Origin of the sequence: Micromonospora sp. H61, from assembly GCF_018070325.1 — a bacterium.
In the GTDB taxonomy this organism is placed as follows: domain Bacteria; phylum Actinomycetota; class Actinomycetes; order Mycobacteriales; family Micromonosporaceae; genus Micromonospora; species Micromonospora salmantinae.
Window position 1 is genome coordinate 109,303 of sequence record NZ_JAGPXY010000007.1, and the last position, 13,313, is coordinate 122,615.

12 protein-coding genes are annotated in these 13,313 nt (G+C 68.9%); 4 read left to right on the forward strand and 8 right to left on the reverse strand.

Going from position 1 to position 13,313, the window contains the following annotated elements; all coding sequences use genetic code 11:
* The first annotated feature begins 30 nt into the window (after positions 1-30).
* Positions 31-1,743: an amylo-alpha-1,6-glucosidase gene (locus tag KBX08_RS06365; protein ID WP_210781650.1), complete on the forward strand. Its 1,713-nt coding sequence runs from the start codon at positions 31-33 to the stop codon at positions 1,741-1,743.
* Between the two features lie 10 nt (positions 1,744-1,753).
* Here the strand turns inward: KBX08_RS06365 and KBX08_RS06370 are convergent, their stop codons facing one another.
* Entirely contained in the window at positions 1,754-2,767 is a 1,014-nt protein-coding gene (locus tag KBX08_RS06370; RefSeq protein ID WP_210781651.1) for a LacI family DNA-binding transcriptional regulator, read from the reverse strand.
* Positions 2,768-2,972: 205 nt separating this feature from the next.
* On the opposite strand from KBX08_RS06370, the gene KBX08_RS06375 reads away from it, so the two are divergent.
* Entirely contained in the window at positions 2,973-4,448 is a 1,476-nt protein-coding gene (locus KBX08_RS06375) for an arabinofuranosidase catalytic domain-containing protein (RefSeq protein WP_210781652.1), read from the forward strand.
* Here KBX08_RS06375 and KBX08_RS06380 read toward each other — a convergent pair.
* The 4 genes from KBX08_RS06380 to KBX08_RS06395 form a co-directional block, all read right to left on the reverse strand.
* Entirely contained in the window at positions 4,424-4,645 is a 222-nt protein-coding gene (locus tag KBX08_RS06380; protein ID WP_210781653.1) for a hypothetical protein, read from the reverse strand. The genes KBX08_RS06375 and KBX08_RS06380 overlap by 25 nt on opposite strands.
* A gap of 21 nt (positions 4,646-4,666) precedes the next feature.
* Positions 4,667-5,311, reverse strand: a complete 645-nt coding sequence (locus tag KBX08_RS06385; protein ID WP_210781654.1) for a response regulator transcription factor — start codon at positions 5,309-5,311, stop codon at positions 4,667-4,669.
* A complete protein-coding gene (locus tag KBX08_RS06390) occupies positions 5,299-6,654 on the reverse strand; it encodes a sensor histidine kinase (protein WP_247668957.1) in 1,356 nt (451 codons plus the stop codon). Before KBX08_RS06390 ends, KBX08_RS06385 begins: the two co-directional genes overlap by 13 nt.
* A gap of 223 nt (positions 6,655-6,877) precedes the next feature.
* The gene (locus tag KBX08_RS06395) at positions 6,878-7,825 is read right to left on the reverse strand and encodes an alpha/beta fold hydrolase (protein ID WP_210781655.1); all 948 of its coding nucleotides are present in this window, start codon (positions 7,823-7,825) and stop codon (positions 6,878-6,880) included.
* A 255-nt stretch (positions 7,826-8,080) separates the two neighbouring features.
* Between KBX08_RS06395 and KBX08_RS06400 the strand changes: the two genes are divergently transcribed.
* On the forward strand, positions 8,081-9,034 hold the full coding sequence (locus tag KBX08_RS06400) for a hypothetical protein (RefSeq protein WP_210781656.1): 954 nt from the start codon (positions 8,081-8,083) through the stop codon (positions 9,032-9,034).
* Positions 9,035-9,041: 7 nt separating this feature from the next.
* Here KBX08_RS06400 and KBX08_RS06405 read toward each other — a convergent pair whose 3' ends face one another.
* From KBX08_RS06405 to KBX08_RS06415, 3 genes are read right to left on the reverse strand one after another with little or no spacing between them, the layout of a single operon-like run.
* Positions 9,042-9,821 carry a MerR family transcriptional regulator gene (locus tag KBX08_RS06405; RefSeq protein ID WP_210781657.1) on the reverse strand — a complete coding sequence of 260 codons (780 nt, stop codon included), beginning with the start codon at positions 9,819-9,821 and terminating at the stop codon, positions 9,042-9,044.
* A 46-nt stretch (positions 9,822-9,867) separates the two neighbouring features.
* Positions 9,868-10,629 carry an ABC transporter permease gene (locus KBX08_RS06410; RefSeq protein WP_210781658.1) on the reverse strand — a complete coding sequence of 254 codons (762 nt, stop codon included), beginning with the start codon at positions 10,627-10,629 and terminating at the stop codon, positions 9,868-9,870.
* Entirely contained in the window at positions 10,626-11,423 is a 798-nt protein-coding gene (locus KBX08_RS06415; RefSeq protein ID WP_210781659.1) for an ABC transporter ATP-binding protein, read from the reverse strand. The genes KBX08_RS06410 and KBX08_RS06415 overlap by 4 nt, the downstream gene beginning before the upstream one ends.
* Before the next feature lie 221 nt (positions 11,424-11,644).
* Between KBX08_RS06415 and KBX08_RS06420 the strand changes: the two genes are divergently transcribed.
* Positions 11,645-13,099 (forward strand): alkaline phosphatase PhoX, encoded by a 1,455-nt coding sequence (locus KBX08_RS06420; protein ID WP_210781660.1) that lies wholly within the window; start codon positions 11,645-11,647, stop codon positions 13,097-13,099.
* The last annotated feature ends 214 nt before the right edge of the window (positions 13,100-13,313 follow it).

Here is a 13,313-nt window from a genome sequence, read left to right on the forward strand (position 1 = left end):
ACCCGCACCACAGAAAGGCACCCGCCACCCATGACCGTCGCCCCGTCCGGTCCGGAGTTCGCAATCCAGGACATCCCGTTCAGCTACCGCGGATCCTGGTTCAACATCTCCCCGGTGGTAGCCGAGAAGACGTACGCCGACGACCTGCACCTGGTCTCCCACCAGACCGGGCTGCACCCCGTACTGCGACTCACTCCCATGGTCGCCGGCACCACTGTCGTCGCCACGCCCGCGCTGCTGACCTGGCGCAACGGGGCCAACCGGATCGAGGCCGTCTACGAAGGGCCGGAAACCCTGCGGATCCGGGGCCACCGGCTCGGCCTGCGGGTGGCCGCTGCCGCGCACACCCTCACCCCGTTCAGCGGCACCTACCTGTACGCCGATCCGGTCGACGGATCACACGTGTTCACCTCGTACGAGACCGGTCGCCGCTACCGCGTCACCGTGCTTTCCGGCGCACTGCTGCGGACCGACGGCTCGCAGGCGCTCGGCACCGCCGAGCGCTCCCTTGACCTTCCCGGGGACCAGCCCTGGGAGATCGCGATCGAGGAGTACGCCACCGCCCGCCGCCCGTACGCCGGGTCCGCCACCTTCGAGCAGTTGTGCCGCGACCGGTTCGCGGAGTTCACCGCGTTCGTCGACGCGATAGCGCCCTGGCGCGGCCCGGAGACCCCGGCCGCCGAACTGGCCGCGTACGTCCTGTGGTCGGCCACTGTCGCCCCGGCGGGCTTCGTCACCCGGCCGGCCGTCCTGATGTCCAAGCACTGGATGGACAAGGTGTGGAGCTGGGACCACTGCTTCAACGCGATCGCCCTGGCGGCCGGCGAGCCGGAGCTGGCCTGGCACCAGTTCCAGTTGCCCTTCGACCACCAGGACGAGGCCGGCGCCCTCCCCGACTCGGTCACCCATTCGGAGGTCCTGCACAACTACGTCAAGCCCCCGATCCACGGCTGGGCCCTCCGGCACCTGCGCCGACGCCTTCCCCAGCCACCGGACCGGGCGGCGCTGGCGCAGACGTACGACCGGCTCGCCCGCTGGACCGGGTTCTGGCTCGACGCGCGACGCGCCCCCGGCCACGACCTGCCGCACTACCAGCACGGCAACGACAGCGGCTGGGACAACGCCACCACCTTCGACGACAACCGGGTCCTCGAGACCGCTGACCTCGCCGCGTTCCTGGTCTCGCAGCTTCGCTACCTCGCCGACCTCGCCACCGAGCTGGGCGAGCCCGCCACCCGCTGGTCCCGGGAGGCCGACCGGATCCACGGGGCGATGCTGCGCGACCTGTGGGACGGCGAACGCTTCTGCGCGCGGGACCCCCACACCGGGCACCGGCGACCCAGCCGCAGCCTGCTCGACCTGATGCCCGTCGCGCTCGGGGCCGACCTGCCGGCCACGGTCGCCGCTGCCCTGGCGCGCGGCGTCGAAACCCACCTGACCACGCACGGGCTGGCCACCGAACCGACCGACTCGGCCCACTACCTGGCCGACGGCTACTGGCGTGGCCCGATCTGGGCACCCTCCACCGTCCTGGTCGAGGACGGCCTACGCCGGGCCGGGCAGACCAGAATCGCCGACGACATCAGTCGGCGGTTCCTCGCGCTGTGCGAGAAGTCCGGCTTCGCGGAGAACTTCGACGCCGAGACCGGCACCGGGCTGCGGGACCGCGCCTACACCTGGACCGCCAGCAGCTATCTCATCCTCGCCGCCGCCCAGGAGGAACGGCGGGCCAGGGGCGGATAGCCGAGTCGGATCAGCGGCCCCGGACCGGGCCCGTGCTGGAACGCAACGAGATGGGCGGGCTGTAAAGGCGGTGTCGTGGCACGGCGCCGGGAGCCGCGATGATCTCCAAAAGTAGCGACACCGCCTCGGCGCCCATCTCGACCATCGGCACGTCGGCGGCCGTCAGCGGCGGGCGGAAATCCTCCGCCCAGTGCTGCGCGGCGACTCCGGTGACGGAGAAGTCGCGTGGCACTGACAGCCCGGCGCCGGTCAACGCGCGCTGCATTCCGGGCAGTGCGGCCTCGTTGATGGTGGCCACTGCCGTGACCTCCGGGTGCGTCGCGAGCAGTTGCTCCATACACGCCTCGCCGGAGGCGGTGTCGTCGCCGCTGCAGACCTCCACGCCGGTCAAGCCCCGCTCCACCGCCGCCGCACGAAAGCCGGTCAGCGCGCGATGGCTGGGGCCGTACCCGGCGGCCACCAACTCGGCGGACCGGTTCACGAGTGCCACGTGCCGGTGCCCCAGATCGGCCAGGTGCTGCACGCAGCGGGCGATCAGCCCGGCGTAGTCGATGTCGATCCAGCTCATCCCGTGCGGCTCGGCGGTCCGGCCGATGGTGACGAACGGCAGGCCGGCCTTGGTCAGCCGGGTCACCCGGTCGTCCGCCAACCGGATCTCCATGAGGACCACGCCGTCCACCCGGCGCCCGGTGACGATCCGCTCGAACGACCGGTCATGGTCGCCACCGGAGGGGGACAGCAGCACGTCGAGGTCGTGGCGGGCGGCGGCCTCGACGACGCTGGCCACGAAGCCCAGCTGCATGTCGGTCAACCGCTGGCTCGCCGGCGGGATGACCAGCCCGAGGGTGCGGGTGCGCCCCTCCTTGAGAGCACGGGCGCTGGCGTTCGGCCGGTAGTCCAACTCGTCGATGACCGACTGGATCCGTTGCCGGGTCGCCTCCGACACGCTGCGTTTTCCGCTGAGCACGTAGGAAACGGTGCTGCGGGACACCCCCGCCCGGCGAGCGATCTCCCCGATGTTCATCAATCGCCCTCGAATCGATTTTTGCCCCGATACGGGGACGCACCTTGCTCCGCCGACCAGCATATCCGTCCTCAGGCTCATCGATCGATGACCAACGTGTGCGAACTAGCGCTAATAGATGGACGCCCATTAATGTCACAGGTATGACGTGTGACGTCAATTCCCTCGCCGCACCCCACCCCCACCACGCACCCGAAAGGATCCGATGAACGTGAAGAGAAAACTGGGTCGCCTGACGGCCGCCGCCGGGACCCTGTTCGTCCTCGTCGTCGGCGCCGGCGCCTATGTGGTCTCGGACGCGCCGGGCGTCGCCCACGCCGCCGGCACGGGTCCATGTGACATCTACGCCTCCGGCGGCACGCCGTGCGTGGCCGCGCACAGCACCACCCGCGCGCTGTACGGCGCGTACAACGGCCCGCTCTACCAGGTCCGACGATCGTCGGACAACACCACCCGCGACGTCGGTGTGCTCAGCGAGGGCGGCTACGCCAACGCCGCCACCCAGGACACGTTCTGCGCCAACACCAACTGCGTCATCACGATCATCTACGACCAGTCCGGCCGCAACAACCGTCTCACCCAGGCGCCCCCCGGCTACTTCGTCGGCCCCGCTCCCGGCGGATTCGACAACCTCGCCGACGCGAAGGCGGCACCGGTCACCGTCGGCGGGCAGAAGGCGTACGGCGTCTACATCGCCCCCGGCACCGGCTACCGCAACAACAACACCAACGGTGTCGCGACCGGCGACCAGCCCGAGGGCATCTACGCGGTTGTCGACGGCACGCACTACAACCAGTGGTGCTGCTTCGACTACGGCAACGCGCAGACCAACAACCTCGCCGACGAACGCGCCATCATGGAGACCGTCTACTTCGGCGCCAACAAACAGTGGGGCTACGGGGCGGGGGCCGGCCCGTGGATCATGGCCGACCTGGAGTGGGGGCTGTTCTCCGGGGTCAACGCGGGCTACAACAACATCGCGTCGATCAACCACCGCTTCGTCACCGCCATGGTCAAGGGCGAGCCGAACCACTGGGCGATCCGGGGCGGCAACGCCCAGTCAGGCAGCCTGACGACCTACTTCGACGGGCCACGCCCCAACGGCTACCACCCGATGAAGAAGGAGGGCGCCATCCTGCTCGGCATCGGCGGTGACAACAGCATCACCGGTCGCGGCACCTTCTTCGAGGGCGTACTGACCTCCGGCTACCCGACGGCGGCCACCGAGAACGCCGTCCAGGCCAACATCAACGCCGCCGCCTACGCGCCGGCCGGCGGCGGCAACCCGCAACAGAACGTCCAGGTCGTCGGCGCCCAGTCCAACCGCTGCATCGACGTACCCAACGGCAGCACCACGAACGGCACCCAGGTCCAACTCTGGGACTGCGTCGGCAACACCGCGCAGCGCTGGACCCACACCGCCGGCAAACAACTCCAGGTGTACGGCAACAAGTGCCTCGACGCCTCCGGCCAGGGCACCGCCAACGGCACCCAGGCCATCATCTGGGACTGCCACGGCGGCACCAACCAACAATGGAACCTCAACTCCAACGGCACCATCACCGGCGTCCAGTCCGGGCTCTGCCTCGACGCCAACGCGGCCGCCACCGCCAACGGCACCAAGCTCATCCTCTGGGCCTGCAACGGCGGCACCAATCAGCGGTGGTCCACCCGCAGCTGACCCACCGCCCGATCGGTCGATCGTGCCGCCCCCGCAGCGCCGCCGGGGGCGGCACGACAGGACGGCACCGGCATCGACGAGGCGGAGCGGAGCGCCGCGGCCTCAAGATCCTCCGACGTGACCAGATTCAGGGTGCTTTGTTCTTCGTCGTCGCCCCACCGGCCCTTGTTGCTCGGCAGTTCCTCGGTCGCACTCATGGTGGGGCAGCGGCCAAGGAATCAGCCTTCCAGGTAGGCGAGGACCGCCAGGATGCGGCGGTTGTCGTCCTCGGAGGGCTTGAGACCGAGCTTGGTGAAGATGTTGTTGCTGTGTTTGCTGACGGTTTTCTCGGTGACGAACATCCGGGCGGCGATCGCAGCGTTCGAGCGGCCCTCGGCCATCAGGGTGAGGACCTCATGCTCGCGTGGGCTCAGCTCCAGGAGCTTAGGGTCGGTGGAGCGGTGGGTGAGTAGCGCACTCACCACGTCGGGGTCCATAACGGTGCTGCCGGTAGCGACCTGCCGGACACTGGCGACGAATTGGTCGACGTCCGTAACCCGGTCCTTCAACAGGTAGCCCACCGCGCCCGCGCGATCTGACATCAGCTCCCTGGCGTAGATCTGCTCGACATACTGCGACAGCACCATGATGGGCAGCCCTGGAATCTGGCGGCGGGCCTCGATCGCGGAACGCAGCCCCTCGTCGGTGAAGGTCGGCGGCAACCGCACGTCGACGATGGCGACGTCGGGGCGGTGCGTCGTCAGCGACCGGATCAGCGCGGGGCCGTTGTCAACGGCTTCCACGACCTCGAATGAATTGGCCCGCAGGATCCTGATCAGGCCCTCGCGGAGCAGGGCGAGGTCCTCGGCTATCACGATACGCACGGCAGCGACATCCTCACCTCGGTAGGTCCGCCCGGCGGGCTGTCAACGGTCAGCGTGCCGTCGAAGGCCGCCAGGCGACGGACGATGCCACGCAGGCCCGTGCCGGAATCGATCGAAGCACCCCCACGGCCGTCGTCGGACACCAGCATCGTCAGTTCCCCGGCAGCGCCGCCCCGGTGGGGTGCGAACTCCACGGTGATCCGGATCTGCTGGGCCTGGGCGTGCTTGATGGCGTTCGACAAGGCCTCGGCGACGGCGAAGTAGGCCGCGGACTCGATCGGGGCCGGCAGCCGTCCGGGTAGGCGGGTCACCACCGTGGTCGGGATCGGATTGACCAGGGCCAATGCCTTGAGTGCGCCGTCCAGGCCACGGTCGGCCAGTACCGGCGGATGGATGCCTCGTACCAGGTCGCGCAGCTCGGTGAGGGCGCTGGAAATCGACTCGCGGGCCTCGGCAAGCAACTGCTGGGCGGCCTGCGGATCGTTGGGCAGTAACTGTTCGGCCAAGCCCAGGCTCATACCCAGCGACACCAGCCGGGCCTGCGCGCCGTCGTGCAGGTCGCGTTCGATTCGGCGCAGTTCACCGGCCTGGGTGTCGACGGTCTCAGCTCGCGAGGTCGCCAACTGTTGGACGCGGGCCCGCAGGCGCGCCTGTTCGGTGGGGCCGAGCAGAGCGCGGATCACCCGAGCGTTGAGGTTCGCGAGGCGCACCGCAGTGACGTACCAGAGCAGAAGGAAAACCGGACCGAGCGGTACCAGCCCGAACGACTGCGCGACGCTGTGCAGCCGGAAGCCCTCCCCCATCGGAGTGCGGAATACCTGAGACGGCGTCAGCTGATAGATGAGCGGATAGGTCAGGTATACGACTCCGAAGAGGAAGAACAGCAGCGACAGTCCGCAACTCAACCAAATGGTGATCGAGTTGACCACCAACCAGATCCAGTCCCGCCACGTCGCCGGGTCGCGCAGGATCGTCCAGAGCCGCACCGGCCACCAAGCGTCCGGCGTCGGCTGATAGGGCCGGGCGGGCACCGGTTCGCCGAGCCGGTCGGCTGCCCACTGGCGATGCAGGTCGGCAAACCAGCGCACCAGTACGGTCGTGAGCAGGGTCAGTGGGATTCCGGCGCCAAGCGCGGCGATCGATATCGAGGTGATCCATAGTGTGGCCAGCACGGCACCTAGGGCCGCGCCCGGCAGCAGCACCAGCGACCAGCCCAGCAGGCTCATCCGCTGGGCCAGCGCGGAGCGCGGAATCGGACCGCTGCGAGCGACGCGACCCGGCCCGGAGCCCTCCCGCGAGGGCGAGGAGCCGCCGGACAGGGCGGTTCCGCTGCTATCGGTCATCTCACTCCATCATCGCGCATCGTGCCGAACCGCCGGGCTGGTGATTCATGTTGGGCCCCACCACCTCGCCGTCATCGGGATCCGAACCGTGTGGCTTGTCGCGCTCGCTCAACCGGTGACCCCTCGCGGTGAGGTCGTCTCCGCAGCCTGGTTGACCGAGAACGCCGGGGCAGCGCCGGTCAACCAGGCTCGCCGGTCCTGTCAGCCGTCGGCCCGATGGCCTTTACTTGACGGTGGCGGTCATCTGTTCGATTTTCTTGAGCACCAGGGCGGGCTTGTCCTGGGGAACGTCGTGCGAGCTTCCCTCGGCGATGACGAGTGTGCGGTCGGGCCCCGCCTTGGTGAACGCCGCTGCCGCGTCGCGCCAGGCCTGAGCGTCCTGCGGAGATCCATCGAAGGGCGTCTTGTCCGACACGATATAGATGACGGGAACGCCGTCGGGCCAGGAGACCTTGTGGTACGCCTGGTGCGTGGGACCGAAGTTGTCGGCCGTGGCGATGAGCTGGCGGTTCGCCTTCGTCGACGGCGCCTTCTTGAGCTCTTCGATCTGCGGCGCGGTTAGCGCGACGAGGCGTTGGGTCTGGGTGTCGGTGAAGAATTGCGGCACGTTGGCATCGATGAGCACCGCCCCGGAGACAACGCCGGGGTTTGCGAGGACGAAGTAGTGGGCCACCTCTCCTGCCTGCGAGTGGCCCGCGAGGACCACGTTCTGGGTGACGCCGAGTTCACGCAGACCGGCCTGCAGGTCGGAGGCGGCGGCCTTGGGGTCCCATGGGCCCTTCACCTCCTCGCTGGCGCCCATACCGGCCCGGTCGTAGGTGATGATCTGCGATCCGGTGGCCTGCGACAGCTGCGGCACCAGGGCATCCCAGTACGAGGAGTCCTCGCCACCGCCGGCGTCCAGCACGATGGTGGGAGAACTTCCGGGCGTGACGTGGAAGGCAAGCTGATGCCCGTTGTTGGCGATCATATGCAAGCCCGCTGCGGGGGCCGCACTTGCCGGGCCGGCCGCGCTTGTCGAGGTCGAGGGAACCGCGGCTATCGAACTGGCCGCGGGCGCGGCCTTCGGCGCCGCCGAGTCATCACACCCGGCAACTGCCGTTATCACGGCGACGGGAAGGACGAGGGCCAGGGCGGCCCGATGGGTCCGGGAGATCTTCTGCGTGGTCATGGAAATGAGCTTCCACGGTTTCTGGATCTTGCTCGATCCTGCTACCCCCCAGTCGGGTTGGGAGTTACCCCTACCCTCGCCAGGGGCGAATCAGAACCCGTCAGGCAGGTGCCCGGGCCGGGTAGGTTTCGGGGCTGGGCGAAAAGCGGGGGTCGCATGGTCAAGGGTTGGCACGGCTGGCTCGGCACGTTCAACGGCGTCGTCCTCATCACGGCGATCGTCCTGAGCGTCGGAGGGGGGAGCTAGCATCCGCTCGTGATCGAGGACTTGATCAGGAGAGTAGCGGACGAGGACGACGACGCGATCGAGGAGTTGAGCGAGATCGCCGCTGCCGATCCGCGGAGGCTGTCGCCGTACCACGGAACCCTGCTCGACCTCGACCTGCTGTGGCCGGCGACGTTGTACCGGGCGGCGGGCGCCGACGTGGTCGGCCGGGTCATCGAGCAGGTCGACGGCGGGCGGACGCCGGACCGACTCAACCATCTGCTCCTCATCCTGGTCCACAGCGCTCACCCGCTCGCCGAGGACGCGCTGCGTCGCTGGTCGACGCGCCCGCCGGCCGGCGCGGACGACCTGCACGTGGGGGTGCTGAGCTACGCGGTCGAGGGCGGTTGGACGATCGGCCCGGACGGCAACCGACGGGACCTGTGCGCTGACGTCGCGTACCGGTGGATCATGCGAGACGCGCCCGCGCCCGCGGACCGATCCGCCTGCCCCTGGTGCGCGTCTCCGCTCTGGGTCGCCGCCGACCTCGACACCACCGACCCCGCCGTCGGCGCCGCCTTGGCCCACACCGGCTGGTCCGGCCGCCTGGTGATCGAGACCTGCCACTTCTGCGCCTGCTACACGACGTTGTTCAGCCGGGTCACGCCGGCCGGTGCCACCACCTGGTGGGCCGACAACATTCGGCCGAGCTACCTGGGCGGCGACGCCGGACCGGAGGACCCGCCGACGCTGCTCCCGGTTGCGGGGCCGGCGCTGGCGAGCCCGTACCAGGCCAGCGCCTGGAACCAGGGCGGCTCCACCCTGGGCGGGCGGCCGGACTGGATCCAGGACGCCGAGCACGCCGACTGCCCCGGGTGCGGGGAGCCGATGGACTACCTGGGTCTGGTCGGGGGTGCGGACCTGGACGAGTTCGGCGAGGGCGCCTACTACCTGCACCTGCACCAGCCGTGCGGGTTCGCCGCGGTGAACTACCAACAGAGCTGACAGTCGATCAGGTGGAGGGCTCTGCCAGCCGCTCCAGCCGCGCCAAACCATCCCAGCCACGCTCGCGCATCAGATCCAGCAGTCGCTTCACCCGCGGGTCCGCCTCGACGGCCAGCGCGTCCAGAAGGTCGAACGGTAGATCGTCCTGCGCAACCTCACCGAGGTCGATCTCGCCCGAGCGGTATGCCTGATCAGCGAGGCTGGCCAAGATGTCGGCGGCCTCCACCAGAAGCGTGTCGTCGCCGGTGTCGCTTTCGAAGATGTCCGACAGGATCCGATAGAGCCGGATGAGTTGCGGGTCGTCGAGCTGCGCGATCTTGCTGGGCATCCACTCGCGGACACGATCGGGCCAGCGAGCCGACATCAGGATCCAACTGTCCCGCTCACCCGCCACCACCCGCTCGGAGACGCCAATGTCCCGGAGCCGGTCGAGGTAGGTGGTCACCTCCGGTGCGAGCGCCAGACGATCCCCGGCGGCGAGTTGCGCGATCTGCTTCCGGCTGGCCGCCAGTCGTGCGATCTCGTCTCCCAGTTGCCTGTCGATCTCCTCGACCGCGGCCGCGAAGGTCGACGCGTCGGCCTCCAGCATCTGGCCGATCTGGGACAGCGGCACGCCGGCGTTGGCGAGAATCCGGATCCTGATGAGGGACACCACCGCCCCTGCGCTGTACCGCCGGTAGCCCGAGGCATCCCGCTCGGGCTCCGGCAGCAGGCCGATCTGGTGGTAGTGCCGCACCGCCCGCACCGTGACGCCGGCGTACGCCGCGAGTTGACTGATCGTCAGCATGCCCTGATCCTGCCCCTCGAGTCGCTCGGCCCCACTCGAATCCAGCTCAGGAGATCTTGCGACGGTAGGTCAGGGTGGCGAGCAGATAGGCCACCACGAGGATGCCGACGCACCAGGCGAGGGCGGTCCAGATGCCCGATCCGACCGGCTCCTGCGCGAAGAGGTCTCGGATCGCGTTGACGATGGCGGTCACCGGTTGGTGCTCGGCGAAGGCGCGCACCGGGCCGGGCATCGACGCAGTGGGCACGAAGGCCGAACTGACGAACGGCAGGAAGACCAGGGGGTACGAGAAGGCGCTCGCGCCGTCCACGGACTGGGCGGTGAGGCCGGGAATGATGGCGATCCAGGTCAGCGCCAGGGTGAACAGCACCAGGATGCCGGCCACGGCGAGCCACCCCAGCACACTCGTTCCGGTACGGAAGCCCATGAGCAGGGCGACGAGGACGACGACGACCAACGAGACCAGGTTGGCGACCAGCGAGGTCAGCACGTGCGCCCAGAGCACCGAGGATCGTGCGATCGGCATGGACTGGAACCGTTCGAAGATGCCGCCCTGCATGTCCAGGAAGAGCCGGAAGGCGGTGTACGAGATGCCCGAGGCGATAGTGATGAGCAGGATGCCGGGGAGCAGATAGTTCACGTACGAGTCGGAGCCGGTCTCGATCGCGCCGCCGAAGACGTAGACGAACAGCAGCATGAAGGCGATCGGCATGACAGCGGTCGTGATGATGGTGTCCGGGCTGCGGGCGATGTGGCGCAGTGAGCGCCCCAGCAGGACAGTGGTGTCGCCGAGGAAGTGCTTGTTCATCGTTGTTCCTTCTCGGTCTTGGCGCCCACGAGGGTGAGGAAGACGTCCTCGAGGGTCGGCTGCTTCTCGACGTACTCGATCTCGGCGGGTGGCAGGAGCTGCTTGAGCTCGTCGAGGCTGCCGTTCACGATGATCCGTCCCTCGTGAAGGATGGCGATCCGGTCGGCGAGTTGTTCGGCCTCGTCGAGGTACTGGGTGGTGAGCAGCACCGTCGTGCCGCCACGGGCGAGTTCCTTGATCGCCTGCCACACCTCGATGCGCGCCTCCGGGTCCAGCCCGGTCGTCGGCTCGTCGAGGAAGATGACCGGCGGGTTCCCGATGAGGCTCATCGCGATGTCGAGACGGCGACGCATGCCCCCGGAGTACGTCCGCACCCTCCGGGTGCCCGCCTCGGTCAGCGAGAAGCGCCTCAGCAGATCGTCCGCGATCGCACCGGGCTCCTTGAGGTGGCGCAGCCGGGCGACCAGGACCAGGTTCTCCCGTCCGGTGAGGATCTCGTCGACCGCCGCGAACTGCCCAGTGAGACTGATCGACTGCCGTACGTCGGCGGCCTGGGTCGCCACGTCGAAGCCGGCGACCCGGGCCGTCCCGGCGTCGGCCTTGAGGAGCGTGGCCAGGATCCTCACCACCGTGGTCTTGCCGGCACCGTTCGAGCCGAGCAGGGCGAAGATGCTGCCCCGCGCGACGTCGATGTCGACGCCCCGCAGCACCTTCAGCTGCTTGAACGACTTCTCCAGGCCGCGCAGGTGAATCGCGGGCTGCTCGGCCTGAGCTGTTGTGTGCGAATTGCTCATGGCGGCAGCATGGAGGGTTGACGCAGCGTCAGGGTCAAGCCCGACGCGGCTGGTGTGGTGGCCGGCTCGATGACGCAGCCACCGGCCACCCGGAGACGCGTGCGCGACCCTGACTCTTAACTCCGATGTCACCGCCCGATCCCACGGGTGACGTGTCGCTGTCCGCCCGAAGGAGTTGGCTGCCAGTCGTCGCACTACGTCTTGACCAGGAGTTGATCCACGTGCCTTCCTCTCGTCGTACCTTTCTGGCCAGCGGCGCCGCCGCCGGCGTCGGCCTTGCCGTCGCGGGCGGCCTGCCGTCCCTGGCCCAGGCCAGCCCGGCCCGGCCGCACCCGCCGGTGAAGCCCGGCAACGTGCCCTTCCCGCCGCTCGTGGACGACCCCAAGGGAGTCCTGGCCCTGCCCAAGGGCTTCAGCTACACAGTGATCACCCGTACCGGTGTCACCCGGCTCGACCGCGGTCAGGGCACCACCCCGTCGGACCACGACGGCATGGCCGTCTACGACGCCGGCCACGGCCGGTACACCCTGATCCAGAACCACGAGATCGACCCGGGCGCCGAGTTCGGCGTGCCGCACGTCAAGGGAACGGTCTACGACGCGGGCGCCGTCGACGCCGGCGGTTGCACCGTGATCAAGACCGACCTCGCCGGCCGCAACCTGGGTGAGTTCGTGGCGCTCTCCGGCACCATCTCCAACTGCGCCGGTGGGCCGACCCCCTGGAACACCTGGCTCACCTGCGAGGAGACCGAGGACCGGGCCGGCGACAAGTGGGAAGAGGGCGGCCGGTCCGGCGTCTATCAGAAGGACCACGGCTACGTCTTCGAGGTGTGGGCCGACGGCAGCGCCGACCCGAAGCCGATCAAGTGCCTGGGCCGCTACTCCCACGAGGCCCTGGCCGTCGACAAGGACCGCACCCGGATCTACCTCTCCGAGGACGCCGACGAGCCCAACGGTCTCTTCTACCGCTGGACGGCGCCACACGGCGTCAAGCTGGGCCCGGGCGTGCTCACCCGCCTCGCACCGAACGCCGGCGTCCTCGCCGCGATGCAGATCATCATGGATGACGGTTCGGTGCTGCCGGACGTCGCCTACCTGACCTCCGCCCAGCTGGGCCGGCCCTTCCCGGTCCGCTGGATCGAGGTGCCGGACCGCGACGCGCGCACCAAGTCCGTACGCGAGCAGTTCGCCGACGGCCAGGTCACCCGCGGACGCAAGTTCGAGGGCGTGTGGGCCACCGACGAGGGCGTGTACGTGGTCAACTCCTACGCCTGGGACGAGGGTGACCTGCCGGCGGACGCGGCGCCGCACGACGGAATGGTCTGGTTCTACAACTACAAGAACCAGACCATCCAGCTGGTGACGTACTTCCCGCACCAGACTGCCTCCGAGGAGGGTACGGCGGTCAAGTACACCGACCTCACCTTCGACGGCCCGGACAACGTGACAGTCACCCCGTGGGGAAGCCTCGTGCTCGCCGAGGACGGCACGGGCGCCTCGCACGTGCTCAGCACGATCCCGGGCGGGCCCACGTACGCGATCGCCCGCAACCAGCTCAACGACTCGGAGTTCTGCGGGCCGACCTTCAGCGCGGACGGCAAGGTGCTCTTCGTCAACATGCAGGACCCGGGCCTCACCCTGGCCATCACCGGCCCGTGGGAGAAGTACCTGGGCTGAGCGAGCCCGAATGGGGGGGCCGGGCGACCCGCCTGGCCCCCATCAGGCTCGGCCGCGCTCAGGAGACGCGCGGCAGGCGGCACTGAGGCGTGTTTCAGGAGTCGTGGTGGCTGGTGAAGGTCCCGGCGTGGCGGTGATCGACAATTGAAGAGGTCTCCGGTATCTGGTTCTGCGACCAAGCAAGAACTTCATACCGGAGACCTCGTGGCCGCCT

Coding starts and splice junctions, on each gene's coding strand:
- KBX08_RS06365 (WP_210781650.1), top strand. CDS start 31: ATGACCGTCGCCCCGTCCGGTCCGGAGTTCGCAATCCAGGACATCCCG.
- KBX08_RS06370 (WP_210781651.1), bottom strand. CDS start 2,767: ATGAACATCGGGGAGATCGCTCGCCGGGCGGGGGTGTCCCGCAGCACC.
- KBX08_RS06375 (WP_210781652.1), top strand. CDS start 2,973: ATGAACGTGAAGAGAAAACTGGGTCGCCTGACGGCCGCCGCCGGGACC.
- KBX08_RS06380 (WP_210781653.1), bottom strand. CDS start 4,645: ATGAGTGCGACCGAGGAACTGCCGAGCAACAAGGGCCGGTGGGGCGAC.
- KBX08_RS06390 (WP_247668957.1), bottom strand. CDS start 6,654: ATGACCGATAGCAGCGGAACCGCCCTGTCCGGCGGCTCCTCGCCCTCG.
- KBX08_RS06395 (WP_210781655.1), bottom strand. CDS start 7,825: ATGACCACGCAGAAGATCTCCCGGACCCATCGGGCCGCCCTGGCCCTC.
- KBX08_RS06405 (WP_210781657.1), bottom strand. CDS start 9,821: ATGCTGACGATCAGTCAACTCGCGGCGTACGCCGGCGTCACGGTGCGG.
- KBX08_RS06410 (WP_210781658.1), bottom strand. CDS start 10,629: ATGAACAAGCACTTCCTCGGCGACACCACTGTCCTGCTGGGGCGCTCA.
- KBX08_RS06415 (WP_210781659.1), bottom strand. CDS start 11,423: ATGAGCAATTCGCACACAACAGCTCAGGCCGAGCAGCCCGCGATTCAC.